This is a genomic window from Snuella lapsa (genome assembly GCF_039539345.1).
GTDB lineage: Bacteria > Bacteroidota > Bacteroidia > Flavobacteriales > Flavobacteriaceae > Snuella > Snuella lapsa.
The window spans coordinates 16452-38263 of the sequence record NZ_BAABCY010000053.1; the positions used below are offsets into that span (position 1 = coordinate 16452).

A 21812-nucleotide genomic window follows, 5' to 3' on the forward strand; every position below is an offset into this window, starting at 1 on the left:
TATTATAGATGATTCGTTATGCTGTAAGCGTTTTTTTGTAAATTTAATTGTTTTAACTAATTCAAAAACAGTATTATGAAAACAATGTATTCTCTTTTCTGTGCGTGTTTACTTGTTGTAAGCTGCCAACCAAAGCCGGACAATTCTGCCAAAGAGGCTTTCGAAAAAAATTCAAAAACAGTGTTAGCCAATTTAGAAGCCTGGCAAAACGAAAGCTTGGATTATTCCCAGTATGCAGAAGATTTTGTGATGAAGGAAACCGGATTTGGAGCCGCTAAAGATTCTTTAAGTCTTCAGGAGATGAAGGAATCGGATAAGGCTTTATGGGCAAATTATGATTTTAAGATGCTTACCAACCCTCCTGTCCTGTTGCCAGGTGTAAATGTAGATACAAAAGAACCAGATGGTTCTGTGCGTCATTACAGCGAATGGGAAGTAACGTTGCCAGCAACAGATTCTACCGAAGCAAAATCGGGAGTTATCAAATTGTATGAGTCTTTCGATTTTAATGAAGAAGGTAAAATTGTTTACCAACAGATCTATGGAGACTTTACAGGTTTGATGATGCACTTACATCATAATGATGCCGCTGAAGAAGAAATGATGGAGGAATAAACGTTTTTTATTTCTGTAAAAAAATAAACCCATGTGTCCTTATGATACATGGGTTTGTCGTATATAGTGAAATGAGTAGATTTTTATTTTTTTAAGGTTCTTAATGGTGACGGAGATCAAGATTTAGCTGCATCTTAATTTTGTGAAGCTTGCAAAATGAGATAGACCATCTTACACTGTATGTGTCAAATGTATTTAATATAGTGTTATTCTAAGAGGTAAATAAATAGGTGAATGTTAGCAATATAGCTAATAATGTCAGGGTGTATATGCCATATATGAATAAATGATTGGCTTCAATCAAAATACTTCCTTTTCTATTATTCAGACCTTTGTTTTTATTTATACAATAATCTAAATCAGATATGTATTCTATTTTAAAATCTTTAATTTTCCTAAATTCTTTGTTTACTGTTTCTGGGGAGCAATCGGCATATTGGAATTTGTTTATTTTAAATATTTCACTGGCTTTATAAATTGAAAGACCGAGCAAAATAATGGTTAATATGAAGATTAAACCTAGACCTATTTTTGTGCAAATATTAATGTTGTTGAGTTTGTCGTAGAATAAGGGGATAATGAATGCTATTATTGAAATTATTAAACCAGATTGACCTATTAAGTGGGTTATTTTATTTTCTATAATTGTCAACCTCTTGTCTTCATTTTCAAAAAGTCTAAGTAAGTAACTGATTTTATCATCAAGTAATTGATTTTTTTGATGAGTTTCCTTTTTTTTGTTTTTTTCAGACATATCTAATTGGTTAAAAAATTAATTATTTCATCTGATATATTTAGTCCTGTATCATTTTCAATCCAAACCCATTGGCCGTTGGGGTTTATTTCTAAAAAGACATAATTATTTTTTGTTTTTATTAGATCAATTGCCCCAAAATTTAGATTCAATTTTGAAGTGATTCTTAAACACATTTCTTCTATGTGTTGAGGTAATCTATATCTAGAAAACTTTAATCTTCCTTTTCTCCAATCGAGTTTTGTATTGTCGTTTGATTGAGAATCTATTTTGGCAGCAAAGATCTTTCCATTGACAACTGTTACTCTCAACTCATATTCTTTAGAAATCTCATTTTGAAAAATATTAATCTTAACTAATGGAAACTCCATATCAAGGATTAATTTGCCCTTTGGCACCATTAATGATAATAATCTGCTTTTTAATTTTATTCCTGTTTTTTTTTCTTTTTTCTTTTTTAAAAATATTACTATTTGGAATCACAATATAAATCTGTATAGTGTTTTTAGTAACATAAGTAAAGAGTTGTATGGGTTAGGATTTAAAACTGATTCTGTTCATATACTTAAACCTTTTTCAATGGTTCAACATGTGTCTTATTATCAACTCTCTAATAAAAGGGTTAAGGGTTTCCTGAAAATTCCAACCGCATTGATGTTTGTTATATTTGTGTTGTTACCATTTTGCTTTGAAGGTTATGGGATTTTGAAGATGCTAACTGATTTTAGAATTGCATATTTTTCATATATAAGTGCTATTCTTACTTTTTTTATTGGATACGTGACACTGATTCAATTGTTCAGCCCTACAAAGAACATTTAGGTTAGGAAATTAAATTTACTGACTATATGTTGACTAGAATAAAAGTAAAACCCTGTAAAATCAGTGTTTTACAGGGTGTGTAAGTGGAGTCGGAGAGAATCGAACTCTCGTCCAAACAAGTAACCAAAGGGCTTTCTACACGTTTATTCTTTTCTTGGTTTTTCGATTATAAGCTGGTTAAAGACAACCTACTTATAACTTAGCTTTTAAATCTCGAAAGCACATCAAAGCGCTGTACTATCTTAGTTAATATTTACGATGCCTCTAAAAGGAACGCCATTAACCAAGGCTTTCCGGAGACATTTAGCTTGTACACCTTGTGTACCTAGGCAAATCTTACTATAATTCAGATTAAGCAGCTAAAGCGTAGTTATTCTCGCCGTTTAAAGTTCGACCTAGCCTTTTACGTGTTTCAAAGTCATTACACGACGTGCTTACCGTTCAATTAATCTCGCTGTCAAAACCAGTCGACCCCAGTATTAATTTTTGGTGTTTTCCTAAATATAGCTAGTTGAAAAAAAAACTAACATGTAGATCAAATACCAATGCAAAGGCAAAGTTATCAAAAAGTTTGCATACCCCTACAATTCCTATTACATTAGTTCAAAATTTATACCAAGTTTGCTGAATGTCAGTAAACAAATCAATAATTAAAAAGATGAACATAAAATTAGCCATTATAAAAGAACGCAAAAACCCACCCGATCGTCGTGTTGTGTTTTCTCCATTAAAATTACAAGAAGCTAAAGGTGCATTTCCAGAAGCCATTTTTAAGGTAGAGTCTAGTGATATACGCGTATTCCCGGATGCGGCATATGAAGCGGCGGGGTTTGATGTTGTAACCGATATTAGCGATTGTGATGTGATGTTAGGGGTGAAAGAAGTTCCCATTGAAGCTTTAGTTCCTAATAAAAAATATTTTTTCTTTTCCCATACAATAAAAAAGCAGCCCTATAACCGTAAGTTGTTGAAAGCGATATTAGAAAAGAATATTGAACTATATGATCATGAAACGGTGATCAATTCGCAAGGGTTTCGATTAATAGGTTTTGGAAGGTATGCTGGTATTGTAGGGGCCTATAATGGTTTTAGGGCCTGGGGGCTAAAGTTCGATACATGGCAGTTGCCAAAAGCAGAAACATTGACCGATCAAGCTGCTTTGATTAATGAATTAAGGAATATTACAGTGCCCAATATAAAGATTTTGTTGAGTGGAAGTGGTAAGGTTGCCAGGGGGGCAAAGGAAATGTTAGATGCGATGCAGATTAAATGTGTTTCGGTAAACGACTATCTAAACAATACATTTAATGAGCCCGTGTATTGCCTTATTGATGTACTAGATTATAATAAACGTAAAGATGGTCGTATTATAGATAATTTTGATTTTTTCAATAATCCTGACGCATACGAATCGGATTTTATGCGTTTTGCTAAGGTAACCGATTTCTATATTGCTGGCCATTTTTATGGTGATGGTGCACCTTATCTATACACAAGGGAAGATGCAAAATCGAACGATTTTAATATTAAGGTTGTAGCCGATGTAAGTTGCGATGTGGATGGACCTGTAGCGTCTACTTTAAGGGCTTCTACTATTGCAGATCCTGTTTATGGGTATGATCCGGAACGTGAGGTGGAAGTTGATTACAAAGACCAAAATGCCATTGTAGTGATGGCAGTAGATAATCTGCCTTGCGAACTTCCTAAAGATGCTAGTGAAGGGTTTGGAGATCAGTTTTTGCAACACGTTATTCCTGCTCTCTTTAATGGTGATAAAGGTGGTGTTCTTGAACGCGCCAGGATTACTAAAAATGGAAAACTTACCAAACGTTTTGCCTATTTGCAGGATTATGTGGATGAAAAGGAATAGATTTGTGTTTCTTACATCCTTACCGCAGTAAATTTTATGAATAAAACAGCTTTAGTTACTGGAGCAGCATCTGGATTGGGCTATGAATTGGCAACCTTATTGGCAAAAGACGGGTGCAAATTAATTTTGGTAGATATTGATGCAGAAAGCCTGTCTCATGCAAAAACAGAATTAAAGAAAACCTTCAATGTAGATATTGTAACGTTAGTTAAAGATCTGGGTGTTCAAAACGTTGCAAAAGAAATTATGAATGCTATTGGCGATGAGCCTATCGATATTTTAATAAATAATGCAGGCTTTGGGTTGTTTGGTTCATTTGTAGATACAGATTGGGAACGCGAGTCCGAAATGTTGCATGTACATATTTTAACAACAACCCATTTAACAAAGTTGGTTTTGGAAGGTATGGTAAAACGTGGTCAAGGGAAAATATTGAATATGTCTTCTTTAGCTGCTTTCCAACCAGGTCCCTTAATGGCTATTTATTATGCCTCTAAAGGTTACATGCTATCATTTTCTGAAGCGATAGCAAATGAACTGGCTGGCACTGGTGTAACAGTAACAGCCCTTTGTCCCGGGCCAACTAAAACAGCATTTCAAGAAACCGTTTCAGCCGATGCTAGTGATAATAAGATAACCTTTAATATGGCTTCTGCTAAAACGGTGGCAGCTTATGGTTATAAAGCCATGCTAAAAGGGAAAGCTTATGCTATTCCGGGTAGATTTAATAAGTTTTTGGCAATCTTACCAAGATTGGTATCTAGAAATGCTGCCGCTACAATTGTTAGGAAAATACAGGAGAAGAATAGGAATTAGTTTGTTGTAGCCCGACCTTAGGTGAAAGTTTAATCATTTAAGTGTTACTCTATGTATGGTATTAAACATCCAAAACCCAATATTTAAAAAGGCACCAAACAGGAGCGTAAATAACCAAGCCTCTTTATTTTGGTTAGGGGCAGATAACATGTGAAATAAGTCGTGTATAATAGGTTTAGGGTTTAATGCAATTTCCCAAGAGTTATATCGTAAAAAACGGCCTAAATAAATACCAAGGCCACATAAAAAGAAAATGGCACCAGTTCCATACTTAATAAATCGGTTGTTTACATATGGTTTGAGAAGGATTGTGATATCTAAAACAGATAAATACAATAAGAGCATACCATTAAGAGCAAAAGATGTTACTACCAAAATGTCTAACCATAAATAAGAGTTGGTTTTTAACCTTAAGTGCATTAAGTCAGTTATGATGTAAGGGGCATTGGGTAAAAAAGCTAACCAAGTGAAGAACGCTAAAGCAAAACCAAATTTATAGAGTTTTTTTAAGCTTGCTAAATAGCTAGTAATTAAGAACGGGATTGTTGCTAAAAACAAATTCCAAACCAAAAACAGATAAAAAAAGGAATGTGTGAGTTTCATTCTTATCATAAGCAGTATCAGGCTAAAAAGCATAGACGTGCCTACCAACGAAAAGCTAGAGAATCTATTAAAGAAGTATTGTTTAATGGTTGACATTAATTTAAGGGTTTTTGTTTAAAAATTTGAAGGTACTTCTATAGATATAACTATGTAGAGATACAAAATGGCAACAGGAACGTTAAGCAACATAATACCGCAGGTTTTGATTAGTTCCAGTTGGTGTTTCGGACTTGTTAGAATACCCACAACATTAATGATAAACAATAAGCTATTAATTAAAAATGCAGCTATAACAAAATAAAAGCCTATAGAACTGATAGTAGAAGATTTGTCGAAATATAAGTAAAGAGATAATAAAGAGGTTCCCATAATGAAACTTAAAAGAGCAAAGCCTTTTCCTAAAAGTATTAAATCTTTCATTGTGTTGTATTAATGTTAGCAATTGTAGTATGGCTAAAAGTTAAAGATTGGAACGCTTAGTGCTACCTTAAATTCAGGGTAGCACCAATGCGTTACTACTAATAAAATTAACCATTGTTCCAATCTATTTTCCTTGAAACGAACATGATAATGGCCAGTATTGCAAAAAGACCAATACTTCCAACTAAGAGGGCGTAGTTTTCCAACTGAATAATTACATATATAAAGGCATAAAGCGCTGTTAATGAGGTGCCAATAAATACAGGGAATTTAAAGGTTTTTAAAACAGATTTTGAGTAAAGTGTAATAAGTAATATTACCGACAAACCAGCAATTAAATATGCATTTAAAAAGTTACTGTGTTCAGAAATAGATACTAGCAAGGTATAAAACATGGTTAAGGCTAGTCCTATCATTAAGTATTGAAAAGGATGGATGTTTATTTTACTAAGGGTTTGAATTAAAAAGAAAATGAGAAAGGTAAGGGCGATTACCAAGAAACCATACTTTGCCGAACGTTCACTTTTCTGGTATTCGTCTACCATAACCATGAACTTTGTACCAAAGGCAAATTCTTTAAGGTTTGGAATCTTATTTAAGTGTTGTTGCGAAAATGCCCTGTTAATATGGAGTACTTTCCAATCGGCTGTAAAGCCATCCTTTGTTATGTTTTTTGTTTCGTCGTTAGGGAGATAATTACCTATAAAACTGGGGTCTGCCCAATTTGAGGACATATTCATTGTGGTTGTTCTGCCTATTGGTACAATTTCTATTTGTTTACTACCGTTAAATGTAATTAAGATGTTAAAACTGGCATTTTCCTGTTTTGAAATAGCATCTGCATTGATAAAGTTGCTTTCCAATACGTCCAGATGGTTTCCGTTATTTTTAGAGTTGTCGTTATAGTTGGTCTGAAAAGGGTAAGTGTTAGCGTTAAGTTTTAAAAGGACTTCACTTTTTATACCCTTAAGGTTAGAAGTTTGTATAATCACAGAGGTCTTTTCCCAAATGATATCTTCTGGTTTTATGTCTTTGGAGCTGAGGTCTGTAGGGGTGAAATACCCTGAAAGTTGCATGTCTGTTGTGAAAACAGCCGATTCAAAGTTGCCTCTTTTTAAGGTTTTCGAGTTAACATCAACATTGGTGTTTAGCTCCTCGGGGAATACATATGCGTAATTTATGTGTGCTTTGGTCTCTTTTAAATAGGTTTTTGTCTTTTCGTTAAAGGTGGTGGTTTCTGTGTAGGTTTTATAAGGAATTTTTAGAATAGGCCCATAGACCAGAACATTATTGCCCCATTTGTCATTTATTTCATTAACAACGTCTTGTTGTCGAAAAGAACGTTCTTTAATAAGACTGTTTATATACGAAAGGGGGATTAAGAGTATAATAATTAAGAAACCAACCATAAGCATTCTTGCTGTGATGGATGTTTTAAGCCAATGTCCAAATTTGTTTTGCTGTTGTACGTTTAAGTTCTCCATGATTTAATAGATTTAAAAGTACTTTGAAATACAAAGTAAATGTGTAAAAAAATATTATTGTTTATTAATTAATTTTTCAAGCGCTTCTATATGCTTTTTAAACTCAAGGGCTCCCAGTTTTGTTGTACTGTAGCGTGTATTGGGCTTTCTGCCAATAAATTGTTTCTCTACTTTTATATATTTTGCAGCTTCTAAAGCTTTGGCGTGACTAGCCAGATTACCGTCTGTTACTTCAAGTAATTCTTTTAGCATTTTAAAATCGGCAAACTCGTTTACCATCAAAATAGACATGATACCCAATCTGATTCTGTGGTCAAAAACCTTATTTATATTGTTAATTATACTCAAGTTAACTATTTAAAAGTTGATGCATTTATATATAGCTGTAAATATAAGCATCTATTAACCTTGAACGTCATATTTAAAATGCATCCAGGTGCCATAAATAATATGCATAATCCCAAAACCTAACACCCATAGCCAAAATCCATAACCTGGAAACCAGGCACAAATTAATCCTAAAATTAGTTGTACAAAGCCCAAATAACGAATATCCCCAATACTGTATTTGGAAGCATTTATTAAAGCCAGACCGTAAAAAATAAGCATTAATGCACCTGTTTGTCCATACTTCTGTTGACCTAATATGATAAGAATGTACAGGCCTCCAACTATTAGAGGAATTAAAAAATTTACAACAAGTCTTTTAGAAGTAGCATCCCAAATTTTTTCTCCATGTTTTTTAGCTTTTCTGGTAGTAAGAAAAATACCGGTGATAATACTTAGGAGCGCTATTAAAAATAGATCGAGCATAACTAACTGGTAAATTGTTCCGTCTAAAATGAGCGTGCCATTACTGTATTCCATTACCAGCCAGTAAGCAATTGCAGCTCCAATTAAAGCATAGACACCAGCTAGTATTCCTGATAAACCACTTAGGGAAATAAAGCGGGATGATTTGTTCATCAAATGCTTTATCTCGCTTATATTTTTTAAATAATCTTCGTTGCTCATAATAAAGTGCTTTGAATTACAAAGTAAGTAAAATAAATTTTTCTATACAATTATTTTTCAATTAGAATTTTAAATTCTAAAATAGCAAATCCATTATCATTATATAAGGTAAGAGATGTACTTCTTTTTGATTCTATAGGAATAAATGCTGTATAACCATCTTGTTCTCGTTCAAATAAAAAAGGAGTTGTGAAAGAATTGTTTTTGAGGGCGTATCTATAGAATCTATTTTCATCTGCTTTATCAAAAATTAACTTTATTGTGTCATTTTCCTTTGCTTTAATTAACCCCATTGTTTTATGGTTTATTTTTAATCCAGAATTGTAATATTCAGAAAAAAACACGGGTAGTGAAAAAAAGCTTTCTTTCTTGATAGGTGTATTTAAGAACTGTCTTTCTGGATTGTTTGGAAGGTGGGTTAGAATTAATTTTTCTGGGTCTATCAAGAAATACATGTCGTTGAACTTAAAGTGTTTGTTGTTTTCATCTGAAAACCCAGTTGACCAAGTGGCATCAATGAGTTGCCATTTCCCATTTAATTTCACACAATTCCAAGCGTGGTTTGAGCCATTTCTTTTTCTGCCTATATCTGTGGTGTATTTTTTTGCATACCCATTAATGACCTCACATTCAATATTTAATTCTTTCAATGTGAATTTTAATAATTGAGAGTAGCCTTCACAAACAGCTTTTTTCCTTTTCAAGACTTTTTCAGATAATATTTTCATTTTATTAATTAATTCGTCTTCTGAATCATAAGAAAAGTAGTTTTTTTTGTTTTTAAGTGCTTCAAAATCATAAGCTATATTGTTGGAAATCCAGTAGTAGACAGCTCTGGTTTTTTCAAGGTCTGTTGAGAAACTTTCATTTATTTTAGTAGCAAAATCTTGTATCGATTTAAATTTAGTTGGGAAGTTCGAAACAACTTCATCTATATCATTATACCCCTGAGAAGATAAATGAAGAGAAATGAGAGTAATTATAATAACAATTAATTTATGGGACATATGGATTTAATTATAAATTCTGATATAAATCATAAGTTAAACTACCTCGGTGCATTTAAATTTTGATTATCGAGTCAATACAATTAAAAAGGCAACAAAGAAAGTTGCCTTTTTAATATATCATGAGTTTAATTAAGATTGTGCCAGCCCGATCATTATATCCAATTCGTTCACCAATTTTTCTGGACTGCCATTATATCCAACCGATTTGAATTTAATTCTGCCATCGGGACCGATAATAATTTTGGTAGGGATTCCATTAACCTTGTAATTGGAAACAACCTCAAAATCGGCATCCGTAGCTTCTGTCTTTGTATCTAAAACAACATTAAAAGTATACTTGTTTTTTGTTATAAAGTCTTGAGCATTTTTAAGCATTTCTTCTGGAGTGCCCCGTTCCCTTGTATCTACAAATAAGAAAACCACATTAGGATTGTCTTTGTATTTGTTTACTGCGGTTTGCATACCCGGGAACGATGCTTTGCATGGGCCACACCATGTTGCCCAAAAATCCAATACAACAACTTTGTCCTTTAAGTTGCTTAATGCAATTTCTTTCCCTTCTAAATTCTTTAATTTAAAGTTGGGCGCTTCTTCGTCGAGCATTTCTTTTTTGTATTTATCTAAAACAATGCTTTCAGCTTCATTTTTAAGACCTTTCAAATGCGTTTCATACCCATCTTCAGATCCATTGTTATTTACATAAGCTTCCTTGTAAAAAGGTAACATTTTGTCGTTTGAAGCAGCATTTTTAATGAACAGTTCAGCTTTTTTTTGGGCTTTTTCAAATTGTTTGTCGGCCACCAAAAATTCAATGAGCCTTTGTTTTAGATTATGGGGGTCATTTTTTCCAATTTCCAAATTTTGGGTAATCTCATCTTGATAGGTAATAGCTTCTTTTACTTTTCCTAATTTAAATAGTATCCAGGCATAAGTGTCGGCAAACATGACATAATTGCCTTGGAGGCTTTTTTTGTATTGGTTCTTGGTTTGGTACTCAGGTTTTGAGCTGTAATCGTTTTTAAGGTTTTGTATGATGTCGATTGATTTTTTCGATATGCTTTCGGCGAACTCTAAATTTTCATCTTTTTGTACCAAGTCCCAAGCAAAATTGTTATAGGTCATGGCGAGTGACTGTTTGTTTGAAATTTGAGAAGCATATTTTGTGAACCCTCCATAATCTCTTTTATTCACCATGTTTCTGGTTATTGTAGATAATGCATAATCTTTATATCGATTGTCGAAGTTATGTCCAGATTCCTCAAATATTTTTAATTGTTTGTCGGGATCTCTTTCTGTAAAGAAGGAATTGGACAACTTTATATTTGCTAGTTCACTATTAGGGAATTTAGAAATAGTAATTTCTGTAATAGAATCAGATAAAGCTTTGTTTTTTATGGTGCCACTTAAAGAAATGGCTTGTTTTAAATCTACTTCGGTAGCATCGGTTTTTTGTAAAATAGTGTTTATCTGCTCATCAATAAGGGCTTTACCGCTTTCTGGATTATTTCTATAATTATAGGATAGATAAGTAGTATACCAGGTGTCTTTTAGTTCTGGATGTTTTTCAATAGCTTGTTTTATATCTAATATTAAGGAGTCCTTATCTTTTTTTATGTCTTGTCTTGTCCCCCAATACGATAAGCAAAAGTTTGCCAAAGCTGCTTTGCTGCCGGGTATTTCATTGTTTTGAGCATTAAGTAGGGTAACCAAATAACCTTGCTCTTTGTTATTGTCGAAGCCTTCATGTTTTTGAAATTGAAAGGCAAGCGCCTGAGCAGAATCTGGAATATGCACTGTAGCTGCTTTTTCTTCAGAGAAATTGATGTCTACAGGATAGGTCTTGTTGTTTACCATATAGTAGAAAATAGATTCAGTTAGACTGTCTTTTCCTGTGTAATTAATAGTAGCCATTTCACCTGCACGTAAATGAGAGGGACTTATTGTTAAATTGCCAATAGTCAAGTCTGTACTTTTAGTTTCTTTCTTACAGGAAGAAAGAGCCAACACTATTACTAGTGCTAAATAAATTGTGGATTTTTTCATTTTTTGATTGATTTAAAGGTTAAAATTCGGAATTGATTATAGTAATTTTGCTACAAGAATTATACCAATAAATTTTAAACTTGAATTCGGCAAAAAGAATGAAGTATTTACTAAACTTGTAAAACTGTTTAAACGGATTAAATTATTGCTATGAAACCTGTAGACAATTATTTTCTTAATCAAAAAGAACCCTATCAATCTATTATGCTTTATGTTAGGGAGGTTATTTTAAATACTTTGCCAGATGTAGTGGAGCGTTATAGCTATAACATTCCATTTTATAATATTGGCAAAAAACCAATGTTGTATTTAAATATTTTAAAAGGAAGGGACTATGTTGATGTAGCTTTTGTGCAAGGTGTTTTATTGGAAAAAGATTTTCCTATCTTAAAAAATGACAATAAACGTAAACAAGTACGTTCCATCCAATTAAAGTCCATAGAAGATTTAGACCACGAACATTTTCAGGAGCTCTTGTGTGTTGCAGCAGAACAAATAAGGCAAAGTAAAAAGGCTTGGTTTATTTAGTTTAAGCCATTAACCGTTTTTCTAATAGCGACTAAGTTGGTGAGCAGTTTTTCCAAGTAATCCAAATGTAGCATATTGGCACCGTCACTTTTAGCATTCGATGGGTCGAAATGTGTTTCAATAAATAAACCATCCACATTATTTACTACTCCTGCTCTTGCAATAGTTTCTATCATATCTGGACGTCCACCAGTAACACCACTACTCTGATTAGGCTGTTGTAATGAATGGGTAACGTCCAAAACAGTTGGGGCATAGTTTTTCATAGTTGGGATGCCCCTAAAGTCCACAATCATATCTTGATAGCCAAACATAGTGCCTCTGTCTGTTATCCAAGCTTTGTCGTTACCTGCATCCTTTACTTTTTGAACGGCATGCTTCATGGCTTCAGGGCTCATAAATTGTCCCTTTTTTAAGTTTATTACCTTTCCGGTTTTAGCTGCAGCAACAACTAAATCGGTTTGGCGCACTAAAAAAGCAGGAATTTGCAACACATCAACATATTCTGCAGCAAAGGCAGCATCAGAGACTTCGTGTATGTCGGTAACAGTAGGGACATCAAATGTTTCAGAAACTTTTTTGAGTATTTTCAGGGCTTTTTCATCGCCTATTCCCGTAAAGCTGTCTATTCTACTTCGATTGGCCTTTTTAAAGCTTCCTTTAAAAACATAAGGAATCTCCAACTTATTGGTTATAGTAACTACTTTTTCTGCAATTCGTAAAGCCATCTCTTCCCCTTCAATGGCACAAGGGCCAGCTAAAAGAAAGAAGTTGTTAGAATTTGTGTGCTTTATTTTTGGAATATCCTGAAGATTCATGACGGTTTAGTTTCGAAAAATTATAGGCTGCAAAGATACTATTTATACTGAATATTTATCTATCAGAGTTGTATTCAATTTAGATGTTGCTTTTGTTGGTAATTGTTGTAAGGAGCTAAAAATAGAAAGTTTATAAAGTGTTTGTTTTTTTTGTTTTGTATTTGAAAATGAGTATAATAGAGTGTGCGTTAATGGTGTTTAATGGATTTGCATACAGGTAGTTGGTCAAAAAAATATTATTATATAATTTATCCATTAATTATGAGTACATTTGCACGCTTAAAATAAGGCACAATTATGGCTAATATTAAAAACATTGCAATTATTGCTCACGTAGACCACGGTAAGACAACCTTGGTAGACAAAATTATGTACCATTGCCAGTTATTTCGTGAAAACGAAAACACAGGAGATCTAATCTTGGATAATAATGACTTGGAACGAGAAAGAGGTATCACTATTACGTCTAAAAATGTTTCGGTTATATATAAGGATACAAAGATTAATATTATTGATACACCTGGTCACGCCGACTTTGGAGGAGAAGTAGAGCGTGTGTTAAATATGGCCGATGGTGTTTTGTTGTTAGTGGATGCTTTTGAAGGGCCAATGCCCCAAACGCGTTTTGTGTTGCAAAAAGCGATCGATTTGGGTCTGAAACCTTGCGTGGTTATTAATAAGGTAGATAAGGAAAATTGTACACCCGATGAAGTACACGAAAAGGTGTTTGATTTAATGTTTGAACTGGGAGCAGAGGAGTGGCAGTTAGATTTTCCAACAGTATATGGTTCGGCAAAGAACAATTGGATGAGTGATGACTGGAAAGTAGAGACCGAAAATATTGAACCTTTGTTGGAGATGGTAATCGAACATATTCCTGAACCAAAAATTGAAGCAGGAACAACTCAAATGTTAATAACCTCGTTAGACTTTTCATCATTTACGGGACGAATTGCTATTGGACGCTTAACGCGAGGCGAACTTAAAATAGGGCAGAATATCTCATTAGTGAAAAGAGATGGGAGTATTGTTAAGTCCAGAATAAAAGAACTTCATGTGTTTGAAGGCTTGGGACGTAAAAAAGTTGATGCTGTTCAAGCAGGTGATATTTGTGCCTTAGTTGGTCTTGAAGGTTTTGAAATTGGTGATACGGTTGCAGATTTTGAAGCTCCTGAAGGCTTAAAAACAATAGCCATTGATGAGCCGACAATGAGTATGTTATTTACCATTAACGATTCACCGTTTTTTGGTAAGGACGGAAAATTTGTCACATCACGTCATATAAAAGAACGTTTAGCCAAGGAATTAGAAAAGAATTTAGCACTTAGAGTTGAAGAAACCGATAGTGCTGATAAATTTATGGTTTATGGACGAGGCGTATTGCATTTATCGGTTTTAATTGAAACGATGCGTCGTGAAGGTTATGAATTGCAAATTGGACAGCCACAAGTAATCATCAAGGAAATTGATGGTGTAAAATGTGAGCCAGTTGAAGAAATGACCATCGATTTACCTGAAGAGGTTTCAGGTAAGGCTATTGAGTTGGTTACTATGCGTAAAGGTGAAATGCTAAGCATGGAAGCTAAGGGAGATAGAATGGTATGCGAATTTATTGTGCCTTCAAGGGGTATTATAGGATTACGTAACCAGTTGCTAACAGCGACAGCGGGTGAGGCTATTATGGCACACCGCTTTAAAGAGTTTCAACCATTAAAGGGAGGTATTCCAGAAAGACAAAATGGAAGTTTGGTTTCTATGGAAAATGGTCAAGCCATTCCTTACTCTATTGATAAATTACAAGAACGTGGTAAGTTTTTTATCGATCCGGGAGAAGATATTTATGAAGGCCAGGTTATTGGGGAAAATTCTCGTGGTGATGATATGACGGTTAATGTAACCAAAACAAAAAAGTTAAGTAACGTACGTTCTGCTGGTGCCGATGATAAAGCAAAAATTGTTCCTGCAATTAAGTTTTCGTTAGAAGAGGCCTTAGAGTATATTCAAAAAGATGAGTATGTTGAGGTAACACCAAATCATTTGCGTTTGCGTAAAATATTTTTAAAAGAAGTAGATAGAAAGCGTAATAAATCCATATAAAAGTGGAATCGTTAGGAGTTTCATATACAGAATGGGTTGGTTATCTGGCCATGGCCACAGTTCTGGTGTCATTCTTAATGAAATCGATAGTTAAACTGCGAATAGTAAACAGCTTGGGCTGTTTGCTATTTGTGCTTTATGGGGTTTTGTTACAGCCAATTTCCTTGCCAATTATTATTACCAATATAGCGATACTTTGTATTAATCTTTACTATTTGTTTCAAAAGAGGCGACAAGGGAAAGTTTAATGGTATTATAAGATGATTTTATTATATTTGATGGACATGCAGAAGCAAGACATGTTCATGGAATTTGAACCCAGGCCTTAATTTTTCTTGTTAAGTAAGGCGAAGCCCATATCGATTGAAAAGACTATTAGATTACATAAATAAGAACGTTTTAGTTAAGATCGCTTCACTCCAAGCCGCTTCGGTATTTACAAAAATTATTGCAGGATTATTAACGTCTAAGGCTATAGCAGTTTTTATAGGAGCAGAAGGCTTAGCCTTAATAGGGAACTTACGGAATTTTGTTAGTGCCATGCAAACCATTGCCATAGGAGGTTTTTATAATGGTATGGTTAAGTATGTGTCTAACTTTAAGGAAGAAGTGGTAGCTTTGAGTAAAACACTGTCTACAGTATTTTACGTAGGTTTTGTGACAACGATTCTAGTTTCGTTTGTATGTTATTTTAACGCAGAAGCCATAAACAATATGCTGTTCCCTAATTGGGGGTATTATGCTTATGTAATTAAAGTTTTTGCAGCCGTATTGCCATTTTATGCGTTGAATATGTTTTCGATTTCAATAATGAACGGATTTTCAAAGTATAAAATTCTAATTATTATCAATATTATTGGTCAGGTTTTAGGACTATCTATTACGCTACTTTTAATATATCAAAATAGGATAGATGGAGCTTTAATATCTGTTGTGATAGCTGAAGCACTTATATTTTTAATTACACTGGTAGGGATTATAAACAGACGAAGTTTAGTGCCGCTTATTAAAGTGGGGCGGGTTCGTTTAAGTGTTTTAAAAAATATGGGAACATATTCTTTAATGGCACTTGTTACAGCCATTATTTTGCCGTTTGTAGCAATCGCTATCCGTTCTTATATTATTGAACATGTAGGAATTAAGCATGCTGGATTTTGGGAAGCTATGACAAGGATTTCCAAATATTATTTAATGTTGGTGAGTTCTTTAATGACGCTCTATATTTTGCCGCGATTTTCAGAAATAGAAGGCGTAAAAGCTTTTAGAAAGGAAGTTTTTGGCTTTTATAAAACGATTATACCAGTTTTGTTGGTAGGTCTGCTGGTTATCTATTTTTTGAGATCATATATTGTAAGAATTGTTTTTTCAAGCGCGTTTGATCCTGTAGAAGATCTGTTTTTATGGCAGTTGTTGGGGGACTTCGTTAAAGTTCTCTCCATTGTAATTGCATATCAGTTTTTAGCTAAAAAAATGTTTTGGCATTACATCTTAACTGAATCATTTTTGATTGCCATTTTATACCTAACAAGTATCTATTTCATAGATGTATTTGGTGTAAAAGGTGCTGTTATTGCACATTTTGTAAGTTATTTAATGTATTATGGCATTATTTTGTTGATATTTGGAAGTTCGCTTTTTGGGGTGGAGGGGGACGATAAGCACGGTATAGAAGAAAAGAGCTAATTTTTTTGCTTTTTAAAAGTAAGCGACAGAAGTTTAATAACTTAATAATTTAATATGAATATCTGTTTTTTGTATTTTGATCCAGGATTAGGAGCGATGGTAGTTCAGGCTATTGTCGCAGCTATAGCCGGTATTGTGTTGTTTTCAAAAAAATTAATGTATAAAGTCAAATCATTTTTTGGAATAGTAAAGAGGGATAGTCTGTTTTATGATATTAACGTTAAAGATTCTGATGTAAAAAGCAAGGATGTTCGGGATAAATAATAGACGGTTTCATACATCTTCATTTAGAGACCCTTCTGGTTATATTTTTTGGGACAAAAATGTTTTAAAACGTGTTGTTAATGCTATCTATTTTAAACAATACAAAGCTTTAAAAGCTTCTGGTTTTTATACCAAGCTCTTCGAGTCAAAATTATTGATACCCCATAAGGAGCTTTTAGAGGCGGAAACAGAAATTATAATACAACCTGAGCGAATTTCATTTATAACGTATCCTTATGAATGGAGTTTTAATCAATATAAGGAAGCAGCATTATTAACATTAAAACTCCAAGCTTACTGTTTAAAACATAATTTTAGCCTTAAAGATGCCTCCGCATTTAATGTTGCTTTTCATAAGGGAATAGCTATTTTTATAGATACTTTGTCATTCGATTTTTATAATGATAATGAGCCTTGGAGAGGATTTAGGCAGTTCATTATGCATTTTTTAGGGCCATTGGTCTTAGCACATTATCATGGAGCTCAGGCTTTAAAGTTGATGAGTAATTTTATAGATGGTATTCCAGTAAAAATGTTAGCTTCCATGCTTCCATTTAAAACCAAATTAAATCCAGTATTGTATTCCAATATTCATCTGCTAGCTAAGTTTGAAGATAAGCATAGTGATTCGTATTCAGGAAATGCTCAAAAGTCTTTTCTGTCCAAAAAAGGACAGCTTAACATGATAGAGAGCCTTTATAATTATATTAAGGAGCTTTCATTAAAAGAGACTAGTGAATGGCAAGATTATTATAACAAAACGAATTATACGGAAGATGCTTTTAAATTAAAAAGTAATTTAATTAATAAATGGGTGTCTATTTTAAAAGCAAAGACTTTAATTGATATAGGAGGTAATGATGGTACATTTACCAGGGGGATTGACTCAAAAATTGAACAAGCTTTAGTGTGCGATGTTGATAATAATGCGGTAGATTTTAATTATACGATAGTTAGAGATAATAAGGAACGTCACATTTTACCTTTTGTTTTAGACGTGTTAAACCCCTCTGCAGCCATTGGTTTTAATAATGAAGAACGACAGTCTTTCATTGAACGTATAAAAAAGTTCGCTCCCGATGTTACGCTAGCGCTAGCTTTGATACATCATATGTCTCTTTCGGGAAATGTAACTTTTGATATGTCAGCTAATTTTTTTGCGTCATTTTCTAAGTATTTAATTATAGAGTTTCCAAAAAGGGAAGATTCTTGGGTACAAAGATTACTTAAAACAAAAGGGGCATTTGAAGCGCATTTTGAGTTTTATAATATTCAAAACTTTGAAAAGCATTATACTAATTATTTTGATGTTGTTGAGAAACAGCCTATACATAATTCAGAAAGAGTATTGTATTTTTTAAAATTAAAAACTCATGATGTCTAGAATAAAGGAATTCTTAAACAGTACCAAAGATTATCCTAAAATATCTGCTTTTGCATCAGGATTATATCCCTTCTTGCATTATTATAGTAGTAATTTGTCTATTGCTGATTCCTTTTCTCAATTATTGTTTTTAGTATTACTATGTTTTATACTTCCACAGATAATTTTTGCAATTAGCCCGTCCGTGTTAAAATTTCTTAGGCTTCAGTTTCTTGAAAAGTTTAGGCTTAGCGTGTTGAATATAGGTATATTCATATCACTTTTAATTATATTGATTTTTCATCTTAATAAATGGATCTCGTTGGTCATTGCGATTCTATGTGTATGTGTGTCAATGCTGATTTATAATCATTTAAAAAAAGTAATTATAATACAGTTCATTTTGGCAATAACAAGTTGTTTTGTTTTAATGCCTAGTTTGTATTTTGCTGTTAACCAGGATAATGATACTTGGACAAAGCTTTCTAATGAATTAATAAGTGTAAAACTCGATAAAACTCCAAATATTTTTGTTATACAACCTGATGGTTATGTTAATATTTCAGAAATTAATTTGCCACCGTACAACTTTGATAACTCAACATTTTATGGCTGGTTATCTGAAAACGGCTTTATAAATTATCCCAATTTTAGGAGTAATTATTATTCGACATTGACTTCAAATGCGTCAATGTTCGCAATGAAACATCATTATTATTCTAATACGAATAGGAGTAATTTGAAAACTTTTAATGCCTTGGAGGCCATAGTTGGAAAAGATAACAATACACTTAAAATTTTAAAGAATAATAATTATAAAACTCATTTGATTACAGACAATACATATTTTCTTATAAACAGGACTCCGTTGGTTTATGATTATTGTAATGTACCTTTAAATAAGGTATCTTATTATGATACCGGTAATGTTAAAGGGGTTGATATTATTTCTGATTTTGAGAGTATCATTGATACATTGTCAAAGAATAAAAATTTCTTTTTTATAGAAAAAACGCTACCTAGTCATGTTATGTATAGTAAGCGTTTGTCAAAAGGCATAAGCCAAGAACGCATTGAATATTTGGATAGATTAGAATTAGCAAATGAGTGGATTAAAAGGCTGTTTGAAAAGATTAAGAAGTTTGATGAAGAAGCATTTGTTGTTATTGTCGCAGACCATGGCGGCTATGTTGGACTAGAATATACTCTAGAAGCAGTTAATAGAAAGTTGAATCCTACTGAAATAAAATCTGCTTTTAGTAGTATGTTGAGTATAAAATGGCCGCAAAAAATTAATTCTAAAGGTTTGAAATTTAAAAGTAATGTGAATTTATTTAGAAATGTATTTTATAGTCTAACAGAGAATAAAAACTTAGAAAAAAAGACGTTAGAAGACACTAGTTTCATTCCTTATTTTGAAAACGGTAATTATAGTTTTTATAAATGTATTGATAAGGATTATAATATTATCTTTAAGCCAGCAACACCAAAGGACTAATTATTTTTTAAGTATAATCTTTGTTTAATGTTTTAAAATACAATTTAAATTTATTGGATGATTGGAACAACTTTGTTTCAGCATCAAAAAATGGGACGTTTCTTTTCCATCGTAGTTTTATGGAATACCACTCCGATAGATTTGAAGATTATTCATTATTAGTTTATAAGAAAGAAAAACTTGTAGCCTTGCTGCCTGCCAACAAGGAAGGTAATACTGTTTATTCACATCAAGGATTAACCTATGGAGGGCTAATTTTACCTTATGCCTTGTCGGCAATTAATGTGTTTTCAATTTTTGACGCTATTGTTAGTTTTTTGAAAGTAAATCATATTGAAGAAATACATATAAAGCAGATACCTGAAATTTATTGTAAAAGCGCCACAAACGAAATAGCTTATGTGTTAGGTCAAAGTGCAAATTTATACAGGAGAGATATGGTTTTGGCAATCGATTACGCTAAGCCATTAAATATTCATAAAACTAAATTAAAGCACTATAAAAAAGCAGAGAATTTAAATTTGACAATTAAAGAAGAAACTAAATTCGATAGTTTTTGGAGTCAAGTTTTAGAGCCAAGATTATTAACTAAACACAATGCTAAGCCAGTACACTCGATCAATGAAATACAGCTTTTGTATAGTCGTTTCCCCGATAAAATAAAACAATTTAATATTTATTACGAAGACCGTATTTTGGCTGGTTTAACTGTTTTTGAAACTGCTACTGTTGTAAAATCCCAATATGGAGCAACAACTAAAGAAGGCGAAAGGTTTAGAGCTCTTGATTATTTGTTTTTACATTTAATAAAAGAATATAAACTAGTAGGTAAAAAGTTTTTTTCAATGGGAACAGTTGTCGAGGATAATGAATTGAAGTTCAATCAAGGACTTTTAAAACAAAAGGAAGAGTTAGGTTGCGATATTTACACGCAAGATTTTTTCAGGCTAAAATTATAATGATACCATTTTTAGATTTAAAAAAAGTTAATGCTCGTTTCGATTTGGAATTTCAGGAGAAATTCAAACAGTTTTTGGAAGCAGGACATTACATTTTGGGAAATGAAGTATTAAAGTTTGAAAATGAATTTTCTAATTATTGTGGTGTACGCCATTGTATTGGTTTAGGAAATGGTCTGGATGCTTTGCGCTTAATTCTTGAAGCTTATAAAGAATTAGGAAAATTAAAAGAAGGGGACGAGGTAATTTTGCCAGCTAATACATTTATAGCTTCTGTGTTGGCAGTCTTACATGCTGGTTTAAAACCTATTTTGGTAGAACCTGTTGAAAGAACTTTTAATATCGCTCCGAACAAGGTCTCTAAGGTTTTTACAGATAAAACGAAAGCTATTATGGCTGTGCATCTTTATGGACAACTTTGTGATATGGATGCCTTAAATAAAATAGCCAGTCAATACGGACTATTAGTCATTGAAGATGCGGCACAGGCCCATGGAGCTATTTATAAGAATGGCAATAAAGCTGGGAATTTGTCACATGCAGCTGCTTTCAGTTTTTACCCAACTAAAAACTTGGGAGCTTTAGGCGATGCAGGAGCTGTTGTGACCAATAATGTCGAGCTTGCAGAATGTGTTAAAAAGCTCAGAAACTATGGGAGTTTAAAGAAATACGAAAATGAAAATCCTGGCTTCAATAGTAGATTAGACGAAATACAAGCCGTTTTTTTAAATGTTAAGTTAAAGAGTTTGGATACCGATAATGTGAGACGACGAGAGATTGCAGTTAGGTATATTAATGAAATTAACAACGAACAAATAACACTGCCTTATTACAATAATTCTCAGAATCATGTGTTTTATACATTTGTAGTTCGAGTGGATGAAAGGGAAAAATTCATTAAACATTTAGATGGAAATGGTGTAGGGTGGTTAATTCATTATCCCATAGCGCCTCATAAACAGAAAGCACTTTCTGGATTCAATTATTTAAGGTTTCCAATTACCGAAGCCATTCATGATACGGTTATAAGTTTACCGATAAGTCCAGTAATGACGGAAACAGAAGTGGATAAAGTGATCTCTGTAGTCAATGAGTTTTAAATTAGGACGTTTATATTTTAATTGCTAAATCAGGTATAAACCAATTTGATA

The 21812-nt window shown here is 32.9% G+C and carries 21 protein-coding genes and 1 other RNA gene; 11 read left to right on the forward strand and 11 right to left on the reverse strand.

Annotated elements, in window-relative coordinates:
• The first annotated feature begins 75 nt into the window (after nt 1–75).
• Nucleotides 76–615 carry a hypothetical protein gene (locus ABD792_RS09770; protein ID WP_345005772.1) on the forward strand — a complete coding sequence of 180 codons (540 nt, stop codon included), beginning with the start codon at nt 76–78 and terminating at the stop codon, nt 613–615.
• Between the two features lie 211 nt (nt 616–826).
• On the opposite strand, the gene ABD792_RS09775 is transcribed toward ABD792_RS09770, so the two are convergent.
• The 3 genes from ABD792_RS09775 to ssrA form a co-directional block, all read right to left on the reverse strand.
• On the reverse strand, nt 827–1369 hold the full coding sequence (locus tag ABD792_RS09775; protein ID WP_345005773.1) for a hypothetical protein: 543 nt from the start codon (nt 1367–1369) through the stop codon (nt 827–829).
• Between the two features lie 2 nt (nt 1370–1371).
• Entirely contained in the window at nt 1372–1740 is a 369-nt protein-coding gene (locus ABD792_RS09780) for an MvdC/MvdD family ATP grasp protein (protein WP_345005774.1), read from the reverse strand.
• Between the two features lie 532 nt (nt 1741–2272).
• Nucleotides 2273–2666, reverse strand: a transfer-messenger RNA (tmRNA) gene (gene ssrA / locus ABD792_RS09785).
• Between the two features lie 189 nt (nt 2667–2855).
• On the opposite strand from ssrA, the gene ABD792_RS09790 reads away from it, so the two are divergent.
• A complete protein-coding gene (locus tag ABD792_RS09790) occupies nt 2856–4061 on the forward strand; it encodes an NAD(P)-dependent oxidoreductase (RefSeq protein ID WP_345005832.1) in 1206 nt (401 codons plus the stop codon).
• Between the two features lie 36 nt (nt 4062–4097).
• Complete coding sequence (locus tag ABD792_RS09795; RefSeq protein WP_345005775.1) at nt 4098–4877, forward strand: SDR family NAD(P)-dependent oxidoreductase; 780 nt, start codon at nt 4098–4100, stop codon at nt 4875–4877.
• Nucleotides 4878–4910: 33 nt separating this feature from the next.
• Here ABD792_RS09795 and ABD792_RS09800 read toward each other — a convergent pair whose 3' ends face one another.
• From ABD792_RS09800 to ABD792_RS09830, 7 genes are all read right to left on the reverse strand, one after another.
• Nucleotides 4911–5576 carry a DUF1361 domain-containing protein gene (locus ABD792_RS09800; protein ID WP_345005776.1) on the reverse strand — a complete coding sequence of 222 codons (666 nt, stop codon included), beginning with the start codon at nt 5574–5576 and terminating at the stop codon, nt 4911–4913.
• An 18-nt stretch (nt 5577–5594) separates the two neighbouring features.
• On the reverse strand, nt 5595–5900 hold the full coding sequence (locus tag ABD792_RS09805; RefSeq protein WP_345005777.1) for a hypothetical protein: 306 nt from the start codon (nt 5898–5900) through the stop codon (nt 5595–5597).
• A gap of 107 nt (nt 5901–6007) precedes the next feature.
• A complete protein-coding gene (gene creD / locus ABD792_RS09810) occupies nt 6008–7384 on the reverse strand; it encodes a cell envelope integrity protein CreD (protein WP_345005778.1) in 1377 nt (458 codons plus the stop codon).
• Nucleotides 7385–7438: 54 nt separating this feature from the next.
• Nucleotides 7439–7732 (reverse strand): winged helix-turn-helix domain-containing protein, encoded by a 294-nt coding sequence (locus tag ABD792_RS09815; protein ID WP_345005780.1) that lies wholly within the window; start codon nt 7730–7732, stop codon nt 7439–7441.
• A gap of 54 nt (nt 7733–7786) precedes the next feature.
• Entirely contained in the window at nt 7787–8398 is a 612-nt protein-coding gene (locus tag ABD792_RS09820) for a hypothetical protein (protein WP_345005781.1), read from the reverse strand.
• 50 nt (nt 8399–8448) lie between these two features.
• Nucleotides 8449–9405, reverse strand: coding sequence for a transglutaminase domain-containing protein (locus tag ABD792_RS09825; RefSeq protein WP_345005782.1), 957 nt, complete (start codon nt 9403–9405; stop codon nt 8449–8451).
• Nucleotides 9406–9537: 132 nt separating this feature from the next.
• Nucleotides 9538–11451, reverse strand: coding sequence for a TlpA family protein disulfide reductase (locus ABD792_RS09830; RefSeq protein WP_345005783.1), 1914 nt, complete (start codon nt 11449–11451; stop codon nt 9538–9540).
• 150 nt (nt 11452–11601) lie between these two features.
• Here ABD792_RS09830 and ABD792_RS09835 point away from each other — a divergent pair, with 150 nt between their 5' ends.
• Complete coding sequence (locus tag ABD792_RS09835; protein ID WP_345005784.1) at nt 11602–11979, forward strand: DUF1801 domain-containing protein; 378 nt, start codon at nt 11602–11604, stop codon at nt 11977–11979.
• On the opposite strand, the gene kdsA is transcribed toward ABD792_RS09835, so the two are convergent.
• Nucleotides 11976–12797, reverse strand: coding sequence for a 3-deoxy-8-phosphooctulonate synthase (kdsA, locus tag ABD792_RS09840; protein ID WP_345005785.1), 822 nt, complete (start codon nt 12795–12797; stop codon nt 11976–11978). The genes ABD792_RS09835 and kdsA overlap by 4 nt on opposite strands.
• Before the next feature lie 297 nt (nt 12798–13094).
• Between kdsA and typA the strand changes: the two genes are divergently transcribed.
• From typA to ABD792_RS09875, 7 genes are all read left to right on the forward strand, one after another.
• Nucleotides 13095–14894, forward strand: coding sequence for a translational GTPase TypA (gene typA / locus ABD792_RS09845; protein ID WP_345005786.1), 1800 nt, complete (start codon nt 13095–13097; stop codon nt 14892–14894).
• A 363-nt stretch (nt 14895–15257) separates the two neighbouring features.
• Nucleotides 15258–16577, forward strand: coding sequence for an O-antigen translocase (locus tag ABD792_RS09850; RefSeq protein WP_345005787.1), 1320 nt, complete (start codon nt 15258–15260; stop codon nt 16575–16577).
• 54 nt (nt 16578–16631) lie between these two features.
• Entirely contained in the window at nt 16632–16841 is a 210-nt protein-coding gene (locus ABD792_RS09855; protein ID WP_345005788.1) for a hypothetical protein, read from the forward strand.
• Nucleotides 16825–18225, forward strand: coding sequence for a class I SAM-dependent methyltransferase (locus ABD792_RS09860; protein ID WP_345005789.1), 1401 nt, complete (start codon nt 16825–16827; stop codon nt 18223–18225). The genes ABD792_RS09855 and ABD792_RS09860 overlap by 17 nt, the downstream gene beginning before the upstream one ends.
• A gap of 382 nt (nt 18226–18607) precedes the next feature.
• On the forward strand, nt 18608–19702 hold the full coding sequence (locus ABD792_RS09865) for an alkaline phosphatase family protein (protein WP_345005790.1): 1095 nt from the start codon (nt 18608–18610) through the stop codon (nt 19700–19702).
• 20 nt (nt 19703–19722) lie between these two features.
• A complete protein-coding gene (locus ABD792_RS09870; RefSeq protein WP_345005791.1) occupies nt 19723–20661 on the forward strand; it encodes a FemAB family protein in 939 nt (312 codons plus the stop codon).
• Nucleotides 20661–21761: a DegT/DnrJ/EryC1/StrS family aminotransferase gene (locus ABD792_RS09875; protein ID WP_345005793.1), complete on the forward strand. Its 1101-nt coding sequence runs from the start codon at nt 20661–20663 to the stop codon at nt 21759–21761. Before ABD792_RS09870 ends, ABD792_RS09875 begins: the two co-directional genes overlap by 1 nt.
• Nucleotides 21762–21812: the final 51 nt, after the last annotated feature.

What these genes read in the sequence shown, in the direction of transcription:
- ABD792_RS09770 (WP_345005772.1), top strand. Translation starts at nt 76, where the DNA reads ATGAAAACAATGTATTCTCTTTTCTGTGCGTGTTTACTTGTTGTAAGC.
- ABD792_RS09775 (WP_345005773.1), bottom strand. Translation starts at nt 1,369, where the DNA reads ATGTCTGAAAAAAACAAAAAAAAGGAAACTCATCAAAAAAATCAATTA.
- ABD792_RS09780 (WP_345005774.1), bottom strand. Translation starts at nt 1,740, where the DNA reads ATGGAGTTTCCATTAGTTAAGATTAATATTTTTCAAAATGAGATTTCT.
- ABD792_RS09795 (WP_345005775.1), top strand. Translation starts at nt 4,098, where the DNA reads ATGAATAAAACAGCTTTAGTTACTGGAGCAGCATCTGGATTGGGCTAT.
- ABD792_RS09800 (WP_345005776.1), bottom strand. Translation starts at nt 5,576, where the DNA reads ATGTCAACCATTAAACAATACTTCTTTAATAGATTCTCTAGCTTTTCG.
- ABD792_RS09805 (WP_345005777.1), bottom strand. Translation starts at nt 5,900, where the DNA reads ATGAAAGATTTAATACTTTTAGGAAAAGGCTTTGCTCTTTTAAGTTTC.
- creD (WP_345005778.1), bottom strand. Translation starts at nt 7,384, where the DNA reads ATGGAGAACTTAAACGTACAACAGCAAAACAAATTTGGACATTGGCTT.
- ABD792_RS09820 (WP_345005781.1), bottom strand. Translation starts at nt 8,398, where the DNA reads ATGAGCAACGAAGATTATTTAAAAAATATAAGCGAGATAAAGCATTTG.
- ABD792_RS09825 (WP_345005782.1), bottom strand. Translation starts at nt 9,405, where the DNA reads ATGTCCCATAAATTAATTGTTATTATAATTACTCTCATTTCTCTTCAT.
- ABD792_RS09830 (WP_345005783.1), bottom strand. Translation starts at nt 11,451, where the DNA reads ATGAAAAAATCCACAATTTATTTAGCACTAGTAATAGTGTTGGCTCTT.
- ABD792_RS09835 (WP_345005784.1), top strand. Translation starts at nt 11,602, where the DNA reads ATGAAACCTGTAGACAATTATTTTCTTAATCAAAAAGAACCCTATCAA.
- kdsA (WP_345005785.1), bottom strand. Translation starts at nt 12,797, where the DNA reads ATGAATCTTCAGGATATTCCAAAAATAAAGCACACAAATTCTAACAAC.
- typA (WP_345005786.1), top strand. Translation starts at nt 13,095, where the DNA reads ATGGCTAATATTAAAAACATTGCAATTATTGCTCACGTAGACCACGGT.
- ABD792_RS09855 (WP_345005788.1), top strand. Translation starts at nt 16,632, where the DNA reads ATGAATATCTGTTTTTTGTATTTTGATCCAGGATTAGGAGCGATGGTA.
- ABD792_RS09860 (WP_345005789.1), top strand. Translation starts at nt 16,825, where the DNA reads ATGTTCGGGATAAATAATAGACGGTTTCATACATCTTCATTTAGAGAC.
- ABD792_RS09875 (WP_345005793.1), top strand. Translation starts at nt 20,661, where the DNA reads ATGATACCATTTTTAGATTTAAAAAAAGTTAATGCTCGTTTCGATTTG.